15 protein-coding genes and 1 riboswitch are annotated in these 17,468 nt (G+C 59.5%); of the genes, 8 read left to right on the forward strand and 7 right to left on the reverse strand.

Going from position 1 to position 17,468, the window contains the following annotated elements; all coding sequences use genetic code 11:
* Positions 1-17: 17 nt before the first annotated feature.
* Both epd and tkt read right to left on the reverse strand, forming a co-directional pair.
* Positions 18-1,082: an erythrose-4-phosphate dehydrogenase gene (gene epd / locus F8N21_RS23770; protein WP_150644444.1), complete on the reverse strand. Its 1,065-nt coding sequence runs from the start codon at positions 1,080-1,082 to the stop codon at positions 18-20.
* 162 nt (positions 1,083-1,244) lie between these two features.
* The gene (tkt, locus tag F8N21_RS23775) at positions 1,245-3,242 is read right to left on the reverse strand and encodes a transketolase (protein ID WP_150644445.1); all 1,998 of its coding nucleotides are present in this window, start codon (positions 3,240-3,242) and stop codon (positions 1,245-1,247) included.
* A 261-nt stretch (positions 3,243-3,503) separates the two neighbouring features.
* Between tkt and F8N21_RS23780 the strand changes: the two genes are divergently transcribed.
* From F8N21_RS23780 to F8N21_RS23795, 4 genes are all read left to right on the forward strand, one after another.
* Positions 3,504-4,499, forward strand: a complete 996-nt coding sequence (locus tag F8N21_RS23780; protein WP_150644446.1) for an ArsR/SmtB family transcription factor — start codon at positions 3,504-3,506, stop codon at positions 4,497-4,499.
* An 18-nt stretch (positions 4,500-4,517) separates the two neighbouring features.
* The gene (gene metK / locus F8N21_RS23785; RefSeq protein ID WP_150644447.1) at positions 4,518-5,708 is read left to right on the forward strand and encodes a methionine adenosyltransferase; all 1,191 of its coding nucleotides are present in this window, start codon (positions 4,518-4,520) and stop codon (positions 5,706-5,708) included.
* A gap of 301 nt (positions 5,709-6,009) precedes the next feature.
* A complete protein-coding gene (ligB, locus tag F8N21_RS23790) occupies positions 6,010-7,695 on the forward strand; it encodes an NAD-dependent DNA ligase LigB (RefSeq protein WP_150644448.1) in 1,686 nt (561 codons plus the stop codon).
* 98 nt (positions 7,696-7,793) lie between these two features.
* On the forward strand, positions 7,794-8,189 hold the full coding sequence (locus F8N21_RS23795) for a DUF1090 domain-containing protein (protein WP_150644449.1): 396 nt from the start codon (positions 7,794-7,796) through the stop codon (positions 8,187-8,189).
* 215 nt (positions 8,190-8,404) lie between these two features.
* Here the strand turns inward: F8N21_RS23795 and F8N21_RS23800 are convergent, their stop codons facing one another.
* On the reverse strand, positions 8,405-8,854 hold the full coding sequence (locus F8N21_RS23800) for a c-type cytochrome (RefSeq protein WP_150644450.1): 450 nt from the start codon (positions 8,852-8,854) through the stop codon (positions 8,405-8,407).
* A 128-nt stretch (positions 8,855-8,982) separates the two neighbouring features.
* Here F8N21_RS23800 and F8N21_RS23805 point away from each other — a divergent pair, with 128 nt between their 5' ends.
* A complete protein-coding gene (locus F8N21_RS23805) occupies positions 8,983-10,155 on the forward strand; it encodes a murein transglycosylase A (protein WP_150644451.1) in 1,173 nt (390 codons plus the stop codon).
* 146 nt (positions 10,156-10,301) lie between these two features.
* On the opposite strand, the gene F8N21_RS23810 is transcribed toward F8N21_RS23805, so the two are convergent.
* Positions 10,302-10,688, reverse strand: coding sequence for an MAPEG family protein (locus F8N21_RS23810; protein ID WP_150644452.1), 387 nt, complete (start codon positions 10,686-10,688; stop codon positions 10,302-10,304).
* A gap of 36 nt (positions 10,689-10,724) precedes the next feature.
* Entirely contained in the window at positions 10,725-11,558 is an 834-nt protein-coding gene (locus F8N21_RS23815; RefSeq protein ID WP_150644453.1) for an EamA family transporter, read from the reverse strand.
* Positions 11,559-11,767: 209 nt separating this feature from the next.
* On the opposite strand from F8N21_RS23815, the gene F8N21_RS23820 reads away from it, so the two are divergent.
* Positions 11,768-12,937 (forward strand): MFS transporter, encoded by a 1,170-nt coding sequence (locus F8N21_RS23820; protein ID WP_150644454.1) that lies wholly within the window; start codon positions 11,768-11,770, stop codon positions 12,935-12,937.
* 235 nt (positions 12,938-13,172) lie between these two features.
* Here F8N21_RS23820 and F8N21_RS23825 read toward each other — a convergent pair whose 3' ends face one another.
* Together F8N21_RS23825 and F8N21_RS23830 are read right to left on the reverse strand one after the other, a co-directional pair.
* Complete coding sequence (locus tag F8N21_RS23825) at positions 13,173-14,018, reverse strand: formate/nitrite transporter family protein (protein ID WP_150644455.1); 846 nt, start codon at positions 14,016-14,018, stop codon at positions 13,173-13,175.
* A 258-nt stretch (positions 14,019-14,276) separates the two neighbouring features.
* Positions 14,277-14,681 carry an acyl-CoA thioesterase gene (locus F8N21_RS23830; RefSeq protein WP_150644456.1) on the reverse strand — a complete coding sequence of 135 codons (405 nt, stop codon included), beginning with the start codon at positions 14,679-14,681 and terminating at the stop codon, positions 14,277-14,279.
* Between the two features lie 196 nt (positions 14,682-14,877).
* A riboswitch (S-adenosyl-L-homocysteine riboswitch) is annotated at positions 14,878-15,000 on the forward strand.
* A gap of 22 nt (positions 15,001-15,022) precedes the next feature.
* Between F8N21_RS23830 and ahcY the strand changes: the two genes are divergently transcribed.
* Both ahcY and metF read left to right on the forward strand, forming a co-directional pair.
* Positions 15,023-16,432, forward strand: coding sequence for an adenosylhomocysteinase (ahcY, locus tag F8N21_RS23835; RefSeq protein WP_150644457.1), 1,410 nt, complete (start codon positions 15,023-15,025; stop codon positions 16,430-16,432).
* Positions 16,433-16,563: 131 nt separating this feature from the next.
* Positions 16,564-17,409, forward strand: a complete 846-nt coding sequence (metF, locus tag F8N21_RS23840) for a methylenetetrahydrofolate reductase [NAD(P)H] (protein ID WP_150644458.1) — start codon at positions 16,564-16,566, stop codon at positions 17,407-17,409.
* The last annotated feature ends 59 nt before the right edge of the window (positions 17,410-17,468 follow it).

A 17,468-nucleotide genomic window follows, 5' to 3' on the forward strand; every position in this document is an offset into this window, starting at 1 on the left:
GGGTCGCATTTCCTGAGTTACTGCTTTTGAGAAGCAAATAGTGGAGAAGCGGTGTGCAGATAGTGCTCTGCAACATCCAGCATTCGGTTGGCAAACCCCCATTCATTGTCGAACCAGGCCAGCAGGTTCACCAGCCGTGGGCCGGAAACGCGGGTCTGACTGGCATCGACAATCGCCGAGTGAGGGTCATGGTTGAAATCACAACTGGCGTGAGGCAACTCGGTATAGGCCAAAAGCCCTTTGAGCGGGCCGCTGGTGGCAGCCTCGCGCAAAATTCGGTTGACCTCGGTGGCGTCGGTGTCGCGTGCAGTCTGGATAGTAATATCCAGGCAAGACACGTTAACTGTCGGCACTCGCACTGCTTTGGCCTGAATTCGCCCGGCAAGTTCCGGCAACAGCCGTTCGATGCCACGCGCCAGACCAGTGGACACCGGAATCACCGACTGAAACGCCGAGCGGGTGCGGCGCAAGTCTTCGTGATGATAGGCGTCGATCACTGGCTGATCGTTCATCGCCGAGTGAATGGTGGTGATCGACACGTACTCCAGGCCGATGGCCCGATCCAGCAGGCGCAACAGCGGCACACCGCAATTGGTGGTGCAGGAAGCGTTGGACACCAGCAGCTCGTCACCCGTCAGGCAATCCTGGTTGACGCCATAGACGATGGTGGCGTCGACATCCGCCTCGCTGGCCATCGGCTGGGAGAACAGCACCCTTGGTGCGCCGGCATCCAGGAAGCGCTGGCCGTCGAGCCGGGTGTGGTAGGCGCCCGAGCATTCGAGCACCAGATCGACGCCCAGCGCTGCCCAGTCGATGCCTTCAGGAGTGGCGCTGCGCAGGACCTTCACGCAGTCGCCATTAATATGCAGACAATCGCCGTCGACCTTCACCTCGCCGGGAAAGCGCCCGTGGGTGGAGTCGAAGCGTGTCAGGTATTCGATGCTGGCCATGTCGGCCAGATCATTGATTGCAACAATTTCAAACCCGGCCGCCGCACCTCGCTCGAACAAAGCACGCAAGACACAACGACCAATCCGGCCGTAGCCGTTGAGTGCAACTTTGTAGGGACGCGGTTGAGGCATGGGGTTCTCGATAATGTGCGGACAGGTATGACGCACATCCCCGTAGGAGCTGCCGCAGGCTGCGATCTTTTGATTTTGCTTTTAAAAACAAGATCAAAAGATCGCAGCCTATCGGCAGCTCCTACGCGGGAATCGCGGCAGCCAGGGCCACCGCGTCGCGCTTTAGTCTTCCAACAGCTCTTCAGCCTGACCCAGGATGTTTTCCAGGGTGAAGCCGAACTCTTCGAACAAGGCCGGCGCAGGCGCCGACTCGCCGTAGGTGGTCATGCCGATGACGCGACCTTCCAGGCCCACGTACTTGTACCAGTAGTCGGCGTGAGCGGCTTCGATAGCGATCCGGGCACTGACTTGCAGCGGCAGAACCGCTTGCTTGTAGCCGGCATCCTGAGCATCGAAAACGCTGGTGCATGGCATGGAAACCACGCGCACCTTGCGGCCTTGTTCGGTCAGTTTGTCGAAGGCTTGAACCGCCAGGCCGACTTCGGAACCGGTGGCGATCAGGATCAACTCAGGCTCGCCTGCGCAGTCCTTGAGCACGTAACCACCACGGTTGATGCACTCGATCTGCACCGCATCGCGGTTTTGGTGCTGCAGGTTCTGACGGGAGAAGATCAGTGCCGACGGACCATCGTCACGCTCCAGCGCGAATTTCCAGGCCACCGCCGATTCAACCGCATCGGCTGGGCGCCAGGTGTCGAGGTTCGGGGTGCAGCGCAGGCTGGACAGTTGCTCGACCGGCTGGTGAGTCGGGCCGTCTTCGCCCAGACCGATGGAGTCGTGGGTGTAGACGAAAATCACGCGCTTTTTCATCAGTGCCGACATGCGCACTGCGTTGCGAGCGTATTCCATGAACATCAGGAAGGTCGCGCCGTATGGCAGCAGGCCGCCGTGCAGTGTCACGCCATTCATGATCGCGCTCATGCCGAACTCGCGAACGCCGTAGTACATGTAGTTGCCGCTGGCGTCTTCAGCGTTGACGCCTTTGCAGCCTTTCCACAGGGTCAGGTTGGAACCGGCCAGGTCAGCGGAGCCGCCCAGCAATTCCGGGAGCAGCGGGCCATAGGCATTCAATGCATTCTGGCTGGCTTTGCGGCTGGCGATGGATTCGCCTTTGGCAGCCACTTCAGCGATGTAGGCCGCAGCTTTCTCGGAGAAATCTTCCGGCAATTCACCGCTCAGACGACGGATCAACTCATTGGCCAGCTGAGGGAATTCAGCGGAGTAGGCAGCGAAACGCTGGTCCCACTCGGCTTCGGCAGCACGACCGGCTTCCTTGGCATCCCACTCGGCATAGATATTGGCCGGGATTTCGAACGGGCCATGGCTCCACTTCAGTGCAGTGCGGGTCAGAGCGATTTCCGCGTCACCCAGTGGGGCGCCGTGGCAGTCTTCCTTGCCTTGCTTGTTCGGCGAACCGAAACCGATGGTGGTTTTGCAGCAGATCAGCGTCGGTTGCGCGCTTTTGCGCGCAGTGTCGATCGCGATCTTGATTTCTGCCGGGTCATGGCCGTCGACATTACGGATCACTTGCCAGTTGTAGGCTTCGAAACGCTTGGCGGTGTCGTCGGTGAACCAGCCTTCGACTTCGCCGTCGATGGAGATACCGTTGTCATCGTAGAAAGCGATCAGCTTGCCCAGGCCCAGCGTACCGGCCAGGGAACTGACTTCGTGGGAAATGCCTTCCATCATGCAACCGTCACCCAGGAACACATAGGTGTGGTGGTCGACTATATTATGGCCAGGACGGTTGAACTGCGCCGCCAGGACTTTCTCCGCCAGGGCGAAACCGACGGCGTTAGCCAGGCCCTGACCCAATGGGCCGGTAGTGGTCTCGACGCCAGGGGTGTAACCGTATTCCGGGTGACCCGGGGTGCGGCTATGCAGTTGACGGAAGTTTTTCAGGTCATCGATCGACAGGTCGTAGCCGGTCAGGTGCAACAGCGAGTAGATCAACATCGAACCGTGACCGTTGGACAGGACGAACCGGTCACGATCGGCAAACGATGGATTGCTCGGATTGTGCTTGAGGTAGTCACGCCAAAGTACTTCGGCGATATCCGCCATACCCATTGGGGCACCTGGATGGCCGCTGTTGGCTTTTTGCACGGCATCCATGCTGAGGGCACGAATGGCGTTGGCACGCTCACGACGGCTGGGCATCGCTGATCTCCTGGGGATTAAGTAAAAACGAAACGGAAAAAAGGCGAGCATTTTCCCCCAGCGGACAGCCTGGGGGCAATCACAGATAGTCACTCAAGCGACTTTTTCCTGTGGATAACCGCCTAATCTTTTGGTGAAACCATTCCGCTGTTCGTTTGTAGAGTGAGCCCAGGCTCAAGAAGTGCCATTTATCGAGCAATATCAAAACTTTTTGATATTGCTCTTGCGAGGAGTCAGAGCCCTCACTAGACTGCCAGCCCTATGAACCTACGCGTGCCCTCCATTCGCCATGACGACTGTGACGAGCTGGCTGCCCTGTGCAAAGCCGGCGGCGACCCGTTGCGGCTGAATGTGTTGCGGGCGCTGACCAACGATTCGTTCGGCGTGCTGGAACTGGCGCAGATCTTCGCCATTGGTCAGTCCGGCATGAGTCACCATTTGAAGGTCCTGGCCCAGGCCGAGCTGGTGGCGAGCCGGCGTGAAGGCAACGCAATTTTCTACCGCCGCGCCCTGCCCCACAGCCAATTGCTGGGCGGCAAGTTGCACGCGGCCCTGCTCGATGAAGTGGATAACCTGACCCTGCCGGCCGACGTGCGGTCGCGGATCAGCCAGGTCCACGGCCAACGGGCCGCAGCCAGTCAGGACTTCTTCTCCCGGGTCGCGGAAAAATTCCGCGCCCAGCAGGACTTGATCGCCGGCCTGGCGCAGTACCGCGAAAGCGTCGTGGCGCTGCTCGACAAGCTGAGCTTCAGCGACGGGGCCACGGCCATAGAAGTCGGCCCCGGCGACGGTGGTTTTCTGCCGGAACTGGCGCGTCGTTTCAGCCAGGTCACGGCGCTGGAAAACAGCCCGGCGATGCTCGAACTGGCGCGTCAGGTGTGTGAGCGTGAAGCGCTGGCGAACGTCAGCCTGCAACTGGCCGATGCATTGAATGGCGTGAGCCTGCAGGCCGATTGCGTCGTACTGAACATGGTGCTGCACCATTTCGCGGCACCGGCCGATGCGCTCAAGCACATGGCCAAATTGCTGCAACCAGGCGGTAGCCTGTTAGTGACAGAGTTGTGTAGCCACAATCAAAGTTGGGCCAAGGAGGCCTGCGGTGATCTTTGGTTGGGTTTTGAACAGGACGATTTGGCCCGTTGGGCCACCGCTGCGGGACTCGTTCCCGGGGAAAGCCTCTATGTAGGCTTACGTAATGGTTTCCAGATCCAGGTCCGCCACTTTCAGCGACCGGCTGGCGACACTCACCATCGGTAAATTCAGGAAAACATCGAGATGAGCGAATACTCCCTCTTCACCTCCGAGTCCGTGTCTGAAGGGCATCCGGACAAAATCGCCGACCAGATTTCTGATGCGGTGCTGGACGCCATCATTGCTGAAGACAAGTTCGCCCGTGTGGCGTGCGAGACTCTGGTGAAAACCGGCGTAGCGATCATTGCAGGCGAAGTCAGCACTTCGGCCTGGGTTGACCTCGAAGACATCGTCCGTAAAGTCATCATCGACATCGGTTACGACAGCTCAGACGTCGGCTTCGATGGCGCCACCTGCGCGGTGATGAACATCATCGGCAAGCAGTCGGTAGACATCGCCCAGGGCGTTGACCGCAGCAAGCCAGAAGACCAGGGCGCCGGCGACCAGGGCCTGATGTTCGGCTACGCCAGCAACGAAACCGATGTGCTGATGCCAGCACCCATCACCTTCTCTCACCAGTTGGTGCATCGCCAGGCCGAAGCCCGTAAATCCGGCCTGCTGCCGTGGCTGCGTCCGGACGCCAAATCCCAAGTCACTTGCCGTTACGAAAACGGCAAGGTCGTGGGCATCGACGCCGTCGTTCTGTCGACCCAGCACAACCCGGAAGTGTCTTACAAAGACCTGCGCGAAGGCGTGATGGAGCTGATCGTCAAGCACGTGCTGCCTGCTGAACTGCTGCACAAGGACACTCAGTTCCACATCAACCCGACCGGCAACTTCATCATCGGCGGCCCGGTGGGCGACTGCGGCCTGACCGGTCGCAAGATCATCGTCGACACCTACGGCGGCATGGCCCGTCACGGCGGCGGCGCGTTCTCCGGCAAGGATCCATCGAAGGTTGACCGCTCCGCGGCCTACGCCGGTCGTTACGTGGCCAAGAACATCGTCGCTGCCGGCCTGGCAGAACGTTGCGAGATTCAGATTTCCTACGCCATCGGCGTCGCACAGCCGACTTCGATCTCGTTGAACACCTTCGGCACCGGCAAGATCAGCGATGACAAGATCGTCAAACTGGTGCGCGAGTGCTTCGATCTGCGTCCATACGCAATCACCACCATGCTCGACCTGCTGCACCCGATGTACCAGGAAACCGCAGCCTACGGCCACTTCGGCCGTATCCCGGAAGTGAAGACTGTCGGCGACGACACCTTCACCACGTTCACCTGGGAAAAGACTGACCGCGCCGACGCCTTGCGCGCTGCTGCCGGTCTGTAAGCGTTCTTCGGCGGCACCAAAGCCCCGCACGGTTCGCCCTGCGGGGCTTTTTCATGCCCCCCCTTATTTGGGAGCGGGCTTGCCCTAATGCCAGTCAGTTAAGGAATTTCTGGCCCGCACATTCGCGTATCGCCTTAACTGACTGGCATTGGGGCTTGCCCGCGAATACGACCTGACAGCCGGCAACTATTTCAACCCATTTCGAAATCTACCCGCCGACACACCCGGCAAAATACCTGTCTGATTGCATCGTCGCAGCTGATATAGCCTTACGCATCCCACCCGAGCAAGGATGCTAACGATGCTCTCCCCTGCACGCCTGTCAGTCAGTTTATGGCTGGCCCTCTACTTCCTGAACGCCAACGCGAACACCTGCCCGGACTGGTCGTTCAACCGCGCCAAGGCAGAAATCACTCAACTGCGACAGCAACTCAACCGCTGGGACGACAGCTATCACCGCCAAGGTCGCTCACTGGTTGCCGACGAACTTTACGATCAGTCCCGCGTTTTGTTCAGCCAATGGCGTGAGTGCTTTCCAACAATTAATGAGCAATCCGCCAATCCTCTGCGCACAGCAGGGGGCCCGATTGCCCACCCCATCCCGCAGACTGGCCTGAAAAAACTCGCCGATGGCCGTGCAGTAGAGGCCTGGCTCAAAGACCGCGAGGACGTCTGGGCTCAACCTAAAGTCGATGGCGTGGCCGTGACGGTGATCTATCACCAGGGCCAATTGGAGCGAGTGATCAGTCGCGGCAATGGCGTGCGCGGGCAAGACTGGACCGCGTCGGCGCGCAAGATCGGCGCCATTCCTGCGCAACTGCCGCAACCGTTGGACCTGCTGCTTCAAGGTGAACTCTATTGGCGTCTGACCGACCATATCCAGGCTACCGCCGGCAGCCTCAACGCCCGCGGCAGTGTCGCCAGGCTGATGGCACGCAAGGAGCTTAGTGACGTAGACGCCGGCGGTATCGGGCTGTTTGTCTGGGATTGGCCGCAAGGCCCGGCCACCTTGCCCGAACGACTGGCCGGCTTGAAGGCGCTGGGTTTTACCGAGAGCGCACAATACAGCCAACCAATCAGCAACTTCGCCGACGCCGAACGATGGCGCGACCACTGGTATAACTCGCCCCTGCCGTTTGCCAGCGACGGCCTGGTACTGCGTCAGAGTCAGCGCCCACCCGCGCCGCGCTGGCAGGTAAAAGCCCCCTATTGGATCGTCGCCTGGAAATACCCCTTCGCCCAGGCACTGGCAGAAGTGCGCGGGGTGAAATTCACTATTGGTCGCACCGGGCGAATTACCCCCGTACTGGAACTCAAACCATTGACCCTCGATGATCGGCAGGTCAAACACGTGAGCGTCGGTTCACTGCAACGCTGGCAGGCCCTGGATATTCGCCCCGGCGATCAAGTCGCGATCAGCCTGGCGGGCCTGACCATTCCCCGCCTCGACAGCGTCGTATTGCGCAGCACCAAGCGTGCGGAAGTGGTTGCGCCGCGGGCAGAGGATTTTCATCAACTGAGCTGCTGGCAGCCCACCCCGGGGTGCGAGAGCCAGTTCCTTGCACGCCTGACCTGGCTCAGTGGCAAGCAGGGACTGGCGCTGCCGCATATCGGCCCCGGCACCTGGGAAAAACTGATCAGCGCCGGGCGCATCAACGGCCTGCTCGATTGGTTGACCCTCGATGCGCAAGAGCTTGCTAACATTGACGGCTTCGGCGAGCGCAGCAGTGCTCGTTTGCTGAGCAGTTTGCAGAGCGCCAGGCAGCGTCCCTTCGAACACTGGCTCAAAGCCTTGGGCATGCCACCGACAGCCGATGTCGACCTGACCGGTCCATGGCAGACGCTGGCGCCAAGAACTACCGAACAATGGCAAACCGAGGGCGGGATCGGGCCGGGACGCGCAGCGCAATTGAGCGCATTTTTTCGCGACCCGCAGGTGCTGGCCCTGAGTGAAGAACTACGCGCTGCGGGGATCGATGGTTTCTAGAAGCCAGGATGCCCGGCAGCTTTGAACCCAAGGCTACAGATGAACTCCAATAGCGATCTGTACACTGACCTGATAGCGATCTTTTTCACGGAGCTTTCATGAATTTTTTGTCACCGCTCGCGCTGCTCACCGTTTGCAGCCTGCTTGCCACCCCGCTGTTGGCTGTTGAAGAAATCCCTGAGCTCACCGGGTGTGCGGCTAAACGTCAGGCTATCAGCGCCCAGATCGAGCAGGCCAAGACTCATGGCAACAGTGATCAGCAAGCGGGCCTGGAAATGGCCCTGAGCGAAGTTACTGCCAACTGCAGCGACGCGTCCTTGAAGAAAGAACGGGAAAACAAGGTACTGGATGCCAAGCACGAAGTCAGCCGCCGTCAGACCGACCTTGAGAAGGCCATGAAAAAGGACGACTCCGAGAAGATAAACAAACTCAAGGACAAACTCGCCAAGTCCCGCAAAGAATTGCAGGAAGCGCTGGATGAGTTGGAAAAGTAAGAGCGGTGCCAGCTATGGCGAGGGGCTTTTTGTGGCGAGGGGGCTTGCCCCCGCTGGGCTGCGAAGCAGTCCTAAAACCTGCCACCGTGCTCTTGCGGGAAAAACGCATCAGCTGGATTACGAACGCTTCGCGTCCGAACGGGGGCAAGCCCCTCGCCACAAAAAGCCACCACAGCAAGCCCCCTCGCCACAAGGTTATCTATTGAGCTGCAGAATCAATGATCACGAAACTGCTTATGACACGCGCTACAGGCGTCTTCGACTTTCTGCATCGCCGGGCCCAGGTTGCTGGCCTTGTAGGGTTGAACCTGGCTGGCGATCACCAGCTCACCGGTGGCCGCTTCCAGCGTGCGGGCCAGTTCCTGAAAGCGTGCCTGCTGCTGCCAGACATCGTCCTTGGCGCTGGTGTGGTCTTCTTCTCTGACCTGGGGAAAATGCTTCCACGGTTCATGGGACAAGTTATCGAGCTTCACTGCGCCCTCGGCAAAACGCGCTCCGTCGAAGGGAATTCGCTCGCGTAGCATGCCGCCCAGGTCTTCGCTGGTCTTGAGCATTTGCTTGAAGATTGCCTTGCGCTGACCCAGCGGCGAATTCGGGTCAACACCCCCGCAGGCGGACAAGGTCAGGCAGGCCAGCAATACAACTGAAAGTCTTTTAAAAGTCATGGGGGCTTCAGGTCACGGGAAACGGCGCCCAGTATCCTCGCGTCATCCGCAAAGACCAATAGCCCTATTAACAATACGGGTTGTTTGAACGCCCTGAGCGCTTGGACAACCGGCAAAGGAAATACCGAATGAACAGTCATTTCAAGGCATGGCGTCGCAGCCTGGCCTGGACCCTACCGCTGGTCGCCCTGCTCGCCGGCTGCAACGGTGGCGACAGTACCAAGCCGCAAACACATGCCCTTGCAACTTATGTCAGTGCGACCTGGGAAGCCCTGCCCGCCGTTACCGATGAAGATTTACTGGCCGGTTTCGGCTCCTGGCGCAGCGCCTGTACTCGACTCAAGGCCGACCCGATCTGGGCCACCACCTGCGCGGCGGCGGCCGACGTGCCGCAGACGGCTGGCGATGTGCGTGGCTTCCTCAAGGAACATCTGGATGTTTATGGCCTGCGCTCTGCCAATGGCAGCGGTAACGGTCTGATCACCGGCTATTACGAACCGGTGTATCCGGGCAGCCTGAACCAGACGGCGCAAGCCACAGTGCCCGTCTATGGCGTGCCCGAAGACATGATCATCGTTTCGCTCGACAGTATTTATCCAGAGCTCAAAGGCAAGCGTCTGCGCGGCCGGCTCGAAGGCCGAGTCCTCAAGCCTTATGACGACGCCGCCGCGATTGATGCCAAAGGCCTCAAGGCACCGGTCATCGCCTGGCTCACCGATCCGATGAACCTGCAATTTCTGCAGATCCAGGGGTCGGGGCGCATTCGGCTGGAAGACGGCCGTCAGCTGCGCATCGGATATGCGGATCAGAACGGCCATCCGTATCGGCCAATCGGTCGCTGGCTGGTGGATCAGGGTGAGCTAAAAAAAGAACAAGTGACCATGGGCACCATCAGCGCCTGGGCCAAAGCGAATCCGACACGGATACCCGAGCTGCTCGGCAGCAACCCCAGCTACGTGTTCTTCAATCGCAATCCAGACAGCAATGAAGGCCCGCGCGGCTCGCTGAACGTGCCGCTGACCGCAGGCTACAGCGTCGCGGTGGATCGCAAGGTGATTCCGCTGGGCAGCCTGTTATGGCTCTCGACCACCCGCCCTGACGGTACCGGGCTGGTACGTCCGGTGGCAGCACAGGACACTGGCGGCGCTATCGCCGGCGAAGTCCGTGCCGACCTGTTCTGGGGCACCGGCGATGCAGCGGGGCAACTGGCCGGCGACATGAAGCAGCAGGGACAGATCTGGATGCTGTGGCCCAAAGGCGCGGTGTTGCCCAAAGTCCCCGACGCGCCCACTGCCCCGTAGCAGCTGCCGAAGGCTGCGTTCGGCTGCAAAGCAGTCGTAAATCCAGGCGACTCAATCCACCTGGAAAATCGCTGGATGGCATTTACGACCGCTTCGCGGCCGAACGCAGGCTGCGCCAGCTGCTACGAAAGCTGCGCGGCCTTTGCTCAAATCGACACAAAAAAGAAACTCGCAATCAGCGCCATACCCACAAACCACACCAGCGAACGCAAGACCGCCCAGTCCGCCAGGTAGCAAATGATGTAGAGCAAGCGGCTGGTGATGAACAACACTGCCAATACATCGATGGTCACCAGTTCGGCATTTTCGCTGATGAACGCAATGATCACCGCTGCAGCAAACGCCGGGGTCACTTCGAAGCCGTTCAGCTGCGCAGAGTGAGCGCGCTTGGCGAAGCCTTCAAGGTTGTCGAGAAAAGCCCGCGGATCATGGTTCTGTTGCAGCCCGAATTTGCCGCCGCTGAACTTGGCAACACCGGTGCATAGATACGGAAGAAAAATGGCGATCAACACACACCAGAACGCGACAGTCATTGCAGATTCCTTTTTAAAGTTCTATTGAGGTCCGGTCTAAAACTTCATGACCAGCATGCCGATCAGCACCAGCCCACAGGCTAAGAGCCGCGGCCGGCCGAAAGGTTCTTTCAAGTAGCGCATCCCGAACAGCACCACCAGAATCACGCTGATCTCGCGCAACGCCGCCGCTTCGGCAATCGAGCCCAGCTGCATGGCCCACAGCACCAAAGCGTAGCTGAACAACACACAGAATCCGACGCTCAGCCCCAGGCGCCATTGCTCGCGCCAGAACAACAGAAAAGCCGGACGCTTGCGCACCAGCGCCAGCAAGGGAAACGGCCAGGCGCTGAGCAACGTCACCCACACCAGGTAATCCAGAGGGTGCGACCAGCGTCGCAAGGCTTGGCCATCGATAAAGGTGTAGCAGCCGATGCACAGGCCGATCAACGCCACCACCGGCAGCATCGACCATGGCAGGCGCTCGCCGCCGCCCCCTTGCCAGAGCAGGCAGAGCATGCCGAACGGGATCAGCAGAATGCCGAGGATTTGCTGGGTACTCAGCACCTCACCGGCGAAAATCAGGGTCAAGGCCAGCACCACCAACGGTGACAGTCCACGCATCAGTGGATACACCAGCCCCAGATCACCGACCCGATAGGCCTGGATCAGTAGATAGCGATAGAGCAACTCAAACGCCGCCGAGGCCAGGATCCACGGCCAGATCTCAACCGGAGGCAGCGATACGAAAGGCAGCATCAGCGCCACGAACAACATCGCCACGCTGTCCATGCAAGCCACCACCAGCAACCGCTCGCCGCTGAATTTGATCAGGGTATTCCAGGCCGCATGCAACAGTGCCGCCACCAACACCAGAGCCGTCGCAAGCACGGCATGCTCCTTGTCCTGCTCCTGTATTGAAGAGCAGAGAATTGATTCGCCATATGTCGGCAGCTGTTTATACTGCAACCGACCACGCCGCACTCAGTTGCGCACATACCTATTCCAATAATTTCTGCTGCTGCCCACTCCAATGGAGAGGACTGTCGGCATGCGTATGCCTGATCAGAGCGTCAAGACTACAGACAGAGACCTTGCGCATGCCACTCGCTTTGCTTGCACTGGCTGTTGCCGCTTTCGGCATCGGCACCACTGAATTTGTCATCATGGGTTTGCTCCCCGACGTCGCCAGAGACCTTGGCGTGAGCATTCCCGACGCCGGACTGTTGATCACCGGCTACGCCCTGGGTGTGGTGTTCGGCGCACCGATCCTGGCGATCGGCACCGCCAATATGCCGCGCAAGGCCACCCTGCTGGGCATGACCTTGATGTTCATCCTCGGCAATATCCTCTGCGCCCTGGCACCGAACTACGCCACCTTGATGGCCGCGCGGGTGATCACCGCGCTGTGCCATGGCGCCTTCTTCGGCATCGGCTCGGTGGTTGCCGCGGGGCTGGTGGCGCCGAACAAACGGGCGCAGGCAATTGCCATGATGTTCACCGGCCTGACCCTGGCCAACGTACTCGGCGTACCCCTGGGCACGGCGCTGGGGCAATACGCCGGTTGGCGCTCGACCTTCTGGGCGGTGTCGGTGATTGGTGTGATTGCGGCCATTGCCCAGTGGGTATGGCTGCCGAAGCACATCGCCATGGACAAAGCCAACCTGGCCAGCGAGTTCAAAGTGCTGGGCAAGGTCAACGTGCTGCTGGCACTGGGCATGAGCGTACTGGCCTCCACCAGCCTGTTCAGCGTCTTCACCTACATCGCGCCGATCCTGCAGAACATCACCGGCGTCAGCCCTCACGGAGTGACCATCATGTTGCTGTTGTTCGGCGTCGGCCTGACCGCTGGCAGCATGCTCGGCGGACGCTTGGCGGACAGTCGTTTGCTGCCATCATTGGTCGGCATGGCGTTGGCAGTGGTGATCGTCCTGGCCGCGTTCAGCCAGACCAGCCACTCGGTAATCCCGGCGGCAATCACTCTGGTGTTGTGGGGCATCTTCGCTTTCGCCCTGTGCCCGATCCTGCAACTGCTGATCATCGACCAGGCCCATGAAGCACCGAACCTCGGCTCGACCCTGAACCAGAGCGCATTCAACCTGGGCAATGCCGCGGGCGCCTGGATCGGCGGCCTGGTAGTCGCCAGCGGCGCCGACCTCGCCGACCTGCCCTGGACCGGCGCACTGGTCGGCTGCCTGACCGTGGGCACCGCGTTGTTCTTCATCTATCTGCAGCGTCGTGAGGCAGTTGCGGTCAATGTGTCCGGCTAAGGCTCTAGCCTGCATCGCTGCCTAAAGCCGCTTTCGCGGGCAAGCTGCACCCCTGTAGGAGCGAGCTTGCTCGCGATAGACATTAACGATAACGCGTGTTTTCTGAATAAACGCGCCGCCCTTGAGTCCATCGCGAGCAAACGGAACGCCGGCCGGCTGCTCCTACAATAGAGACCTCATTTCCTTAACTCACTGGCATTAGGGCACAACTAAACCAGAACTGTCCTACCCGAACCTACTCCTTCGGCACACCACCACTCTCACTACGAATCTGGGCATGGCTGATCAAGGCAAAGATAAAGCTGCCGCCGATGATGTTTCCAGCCAGCGTCGGGCCGGCGAATATCAGCCAAAAGTCTTTCCACGGCAACTCGCCGGCGAATACCAGATAGGACACCTCGACCGTGCCGGCGACGATATGGGTGAAATCCCCCAAGGCCATGAGGTAGGTAATGAGGATGATGATCCACATCTTGGCGCTTTCCATGGACGGGATCATCCAGACCATGGTGGCGATCATCCAGCCGGAGACGATGCCTTTGGCGAACATCTGGCTGGGGTGGTTTTCCATGATCTTGCGGCCGATGTCGAGGAAGGCCAGGTCGGTCTTGCGGTCGAATATCGGCAAATGCAACATGACGTAGGCCACCAGCAAGGTGCCAACGAGGTTGCCGAACAGCACCACGCCCCATAAACGAAACAAGCGACCGAAGTTGCCCAGCGTCGGCTTGCTCATGATCGGCAGGACCGCAGTCAGGGTGTTTTCGGTAAAGAGCTGCTGGCGGGCGAGGATGACCGCGAGAAAGCCTGCGCAGTAACCGAAGCTGGCGATCACCTTGAAACCTTCGCCGTCCGGCAAGCGCGAGTTGAGCAGCCCCATGGCCATCAACGACAGGCCCATGGTCAAGCCGGCGGCCAGCGCCGACCACCACAACGCCGCGACGCTGCGTTCCAGTTCCTGGTTGCCCTGGGTGCGGATGATTTCATGCAGCACCGCCGCGCGCGGTGGCTGGTTCTTGTCGACCTCGTGCTGTTCCTTGGCGGAGAGGTCGGGGGTCTTGCCGTCTTTTTGCGTATCCATGGAGCTCCTGAACTGTGGGCGTGTCATGTAGATACGACATGCGCAGGTCAGGGCTGTTCAGTTGGACGCGACACAGAACCTGGATGAGACGCACTTTTGTGGCGAGGGGGCTTGCCCCCGTTCGGCTGCGTAGCAGTCGTAAAGTCGGTGAACGCGGTGTGCCTGACACAACGCGGTGACCGATTTCAGGACCGCTTCGCGCTCCAACGGGGGCAAGCCCCCTCGCCACAGAAGCCCCCTCGCCACAAGGGACCGCGTTTACGCGTCCATTCCGTCATCCTTGAACTGGTCCTTCACATATTTGATCGCGGTCCGCCCATGAGCGGCGGGCAAACCGTCTTCACCCAGATTGACGAAGACCATTCTTTCGACCGTGAGAATACTTTTGCGGGTGATCTTGTTGCGCACTTCACAGGTCAGGGTGATCGAGGTGCGACCGAATTCGGTGGCAGTGATGCCCAGTTCGATGATGTCGCCCTGACGCGAGGCGCTGACGAAGTTGATTTCGGAAATGTACTTGGTGACCACGCGCTGGTTACCCAGCTGGACGATGGCGTAGATCGCCGCTTCTTCGTCGATCCAGCGCAACAGGCTGCCGCCGAACAGCGTGCCGTTGGGGTTGAGGTCTTCGGGTTTTACCCATTTGCGGGTGTGGAAATTCATGCTCACTCCTGACCGTCCTGCCGATTGATGGAACTGATAATGGCAGACCTCGTCCGTTAGCTCTATTAACCAACGCCTATGGTCTCGATTACCGTTCGGACATCGACCGACAGAAACCCTTGGGAAGTATCGCGCACACGGCTATAATCGCCTCCGTTTCAAAACGGTCATCTCCAGTTGACCGTTTTCCCGCCACCTGTCCGAGGGGCGCTGCAGCAGGTTTTAACCTGTCAGGCTCGGATGGGGCGTTGTTTGTACCGGGCTCTCCTTGCAAGGGCTTGCGGCACAAACACTAAACGCACAACGGCGCCCATTCGCATATCTACGAATGGAGGCTCTTCATGAGCGCTGTAATCACGCCTGCAGATTTTAACGACTACAAAGTCGCCGACATGTCCCTGGCTGCCTGGGGTCGTCGCGAAACCATCATCGCCGAATCGGAAATGCCGGCCCTGATGGGTCTGCGCCGCAAGTACGCTGGTGAGCAGCCGCTCAAGGGCGCGAAAATCCTCGGCTGCATCCACATGACCATTCAGACCGCCGTGCTGATCGAAACCCTGGTTGCCCTGGGTGCCGAAGTGCGCTGGTCGTCCTGCAACATTTTCTCCACTCAAGACCAGGCCGCTGCCGCTATCGCTGCTGCCGGCATCGCGGTTTTCGCCTGGAAAGGCGAGACTGAGGAAGAGTACGAGTGGTGCCTGGAGCAGACCATCCTCAAAGATGGCCAGCCTTGGGACGCCAACATGGTGCTCGACGATGGCGGCGACCTGACCGAACTGCTGCACAAGAAGTACCCGGCAATCCTGGACAAAGTCCACGGTGTCACCGAAGAAACCACCACCGGCGTTCACCGCCTGCTGGACATGCTGGCCAAGGGCGAGCTGAAAATCCCGGCCATCAACGTCAACGACTCGGTGACCAAGAGCAAGAACGACAACAAGTACGGCTGCCGTCACAGCCTGAACGATGCGATCAAGCGCGGCACCGACCACCTGCTGTCCGGCAAGCAAGCGCTGGTCATCGGCTACGGCGACGTGGGCAAGGGCTCTTCGCAGTCCCTGCGCCAGGAAGGCATGATCGTTAAAGTTTCCGAAGTCGACCCGATTTGCGCCATGCAAGCCTGCATGGATGGTTTCGAACTGGTTTCGCCGTTTATCGACGGGATCAACGACGGCACCGAAGCGAGCATCGACAAAGCGCTGCTGGGCAAGATCGACCTGATCGTAACCACTACCGGCAACGTTAATGTTTGCGACTCGAACATGCTCAAAGCCCTGAAAAAGCGTGCGGTCGTCTGCAACATCGGCCACTTCGACAACGAAATCGACACTGCTTTCATGCGCAAGAACTGGGCATGGGAAGAAGTGAAGCCACAGGTTCACAAGGTTCATCGTACTGGCGCGGGCGATTTCGACCCACAGAACGACGACTATCTGATCCTGCTGGCCGAAGGCCGTCTGGTTAACCTGGGCAACGCCACTGGCCACCCAAGCCGGATCATGGATGGTTCGTTCGCCAACCAGGTACTGGCGCAGATCTTCCTGTTCGGCCAGAAGTACGCCGACCTGCCGCCAGCCAAAAAGGCCGAGCGTCTGACCGTTGAAGTACTGCCGAAGAAGCTCGACGAAGAAGTGGCCCTGGAAATGGTCCGCGGTTTCGGTGGGGTGGTCACTCAACTGACCAAGCAGCAGGCTGACTACATCGGCGTAACCGTCGAAGGCCCGTTCAAGCCGCACGCTTACCGTTACTGATCCGCGATCCCGCGATCCCGCGTGTAGGAGCTGCCGGAGGCTGCGATCTTTTGATCTTTAAAAGATCGCAGCCTTCGGCAGCTCCTACGCGGGGGCAAGCATCCGGTTTTCGAGTTTCCAAGGATACGACCATGTCCCAAGACCGTCGCTACAGCTTTGAGTTCTTCCCGACCAAGACCGATGCCGGGCATGAAAAGCTCCTCGCCACTGCCCGTCATCTGGCCAGTTACAACCCCGATTTCTTCTCCTGCACTTATGGCGCAGGCGGCTCCACCCGTGATCGCACGATGAATACCGTGTTGCAGCTGGAGCACGAAGTAAAAATTCCTGCGGCGCCGCATATGTCCTGCGTTGGCGACAGCAAGGACGATCTGCGCGGCCTGTTGAGCCAGTACAAGGATGCGGGCATCACCCGTATCGTCGCCCTGCGCGGTGACCTGCCGTCGGGCATGGGCATCGCCAGCGGTGAAATGCGCCACGCCAATGATCTGGTGAGTTTCATTCGCGAAGAGACCGGCAGCCATTTCCACATCGAAGTCGCCGCTTACCCGGAAATGCACCCGCAAGCGCGCAATTTCGAAGAGGATCTGCTCAACTTCGTGCGCAAGGCCAACTCTGGCGCCGACAGTGCAATCACCCAGTACTTCTTCAACGCCGACAGCTACTTCTATTTCGTCGAGCGTGTACGGGCCATGGGCGTGAACATCCCGATCGTGCCGGGCATCATGCCGATCACCAACTACAGCAAACTGGCGCGGTTCTCCGATGCCTGCGGCGCGGAAATCCCACGCTGGATCCGCAAGCAACTGGAAGCTTACGGTGATGACACCCAGAGCATCCAGGCTTTCGGCGAGCAGGTCATCACGCAGATGTGTGAACGCTTGCTGCAAGGTGGCGCACCAGGGTTGCACTTCTATACCCTGAACCAGGCCGAACCTAGCCTGGCGGTGTGGAACAACCTGAAGCTGCCGCGTTGAGGCAGCTGCAAGCTACACGTTGAAAGCTTTAAGCAAGATCAAAAGATCGCAGCCTGCGG

Source organism: Pseudomonas fluorescens (assembly GCF_902497895.1).
Classification (GTDB): domain Bacteria; phylum Pseudomonadota; class Gammaproteobacteria; order Pseudomonadales; family Pseudomonadaceae; genus Aquipseudomonas; species Aquipseudomonas fluorescens_BP.

What these genes read in the sequence shown, in the direction of transcription:
- epd (WP_150644444.1), bottom strand. Translation starts at nt 1,082, where the DNA reads ATGCCTCAACCGCGTCCCTACAAAGTTGCACTCAACGGCTACGGCCGG.
- tkt (WP_150644445.1), bottom strand. Translation starts at nt 3,242, where the DNA reads ATGCCCAGCCGTCGTGAGCGTGCCAACGCCATTCGTGCCCTCAGCATG.
- F8N21_RS23780 (WP_150644446.1), top strand. Translation starts at nt 3,504, where the DNA reads ATGAACCTACGCGTGCCCTCCATTCGCCATGACGACTGTGACGAGCTG.
- metK (WP_150644447.1), top strand. Translation starts at nt 4,518, where the DNA reads ATGAGCGAATACTCCCTCTTCACCTCCGAGTCCGTGTCTGAAGGGCAT.
- ligB (WP_150644448.1), top strand. Translation starts at nt 6,010, where the DNA reads ATGCTCTCCCCTGCACGCCTGTCAGTCAGTTTATGGCTGGCCCTCTAC.
- F8N21_RS23795 (WP_150644449.1), top strand. Translation starts at nt 7,794, where the DNA reads ATGAATTTTTTGTCACCGCTCGCGCTGCTCACCGTTTGCAGCCTGCTT.
- F8N21_RS23800 (WP_150644450.1), bottom strand. Translation starts at nt 8,854, where the DNA reads ATGACTTTTAAAAGACTTTCAGTTGTATTGCTGGCCTGCCTGACCTTG.
- F8N21_RS23805 (WP_150644451.1), top strand. Translation starts at nt 8,983, where the DNA reads ATGAACAGTCATTTCAAGGCATGGCGTCGCAGCCTGGCCTGGACCCTA.
- F8N21_RS23810 (WP_150644452.1), bottom strand. Translation starts at nt 10,688, where the DNA reads ATGACTGTCGCGTTCTGGTGTGTGTTGATCGCCATTTTTCTTCCGTAT.
- F8N21_RS23820 (WP_150644454.1), top strand. Translation starts at nt 11,768, where the DNA reads ATGCCACTCGCTTTGCTTGCACTGGCTGTTGCCGCTTTCGGCATCGGC.
- F8N21_RS23825 (WP_150644455.1), bottom strand. Translation starts at nt 14,018, where the DNA reads ATGGATACGCAAAAAGACGGCAAGACCCCCGACCTCTCCGCCAAGGAA.
- F8N21_RS23830 (WP_150644456.1), bottom strand. Translation starts at nt 14,681, where the DNA reads ATGAATTTCCACACCCGCAAATGGGTAAAACCCGAAGACCTCAACCCC.
- ahcY (WP_150644457.1), top strand. Translation starts at nt 15,023, where the DNA reads ATGAGCGCTGTAATCACGCCTGCAGATTTTAACGACTACAAAGTCGCC.
- metF (WP_150644458.1), top strand. Translation starts at nt 16,564, where the DNA reads ATGTCCCAAGACCGTCGCTACAGCTTTGAGTTCTTCCCGACCAAGACC.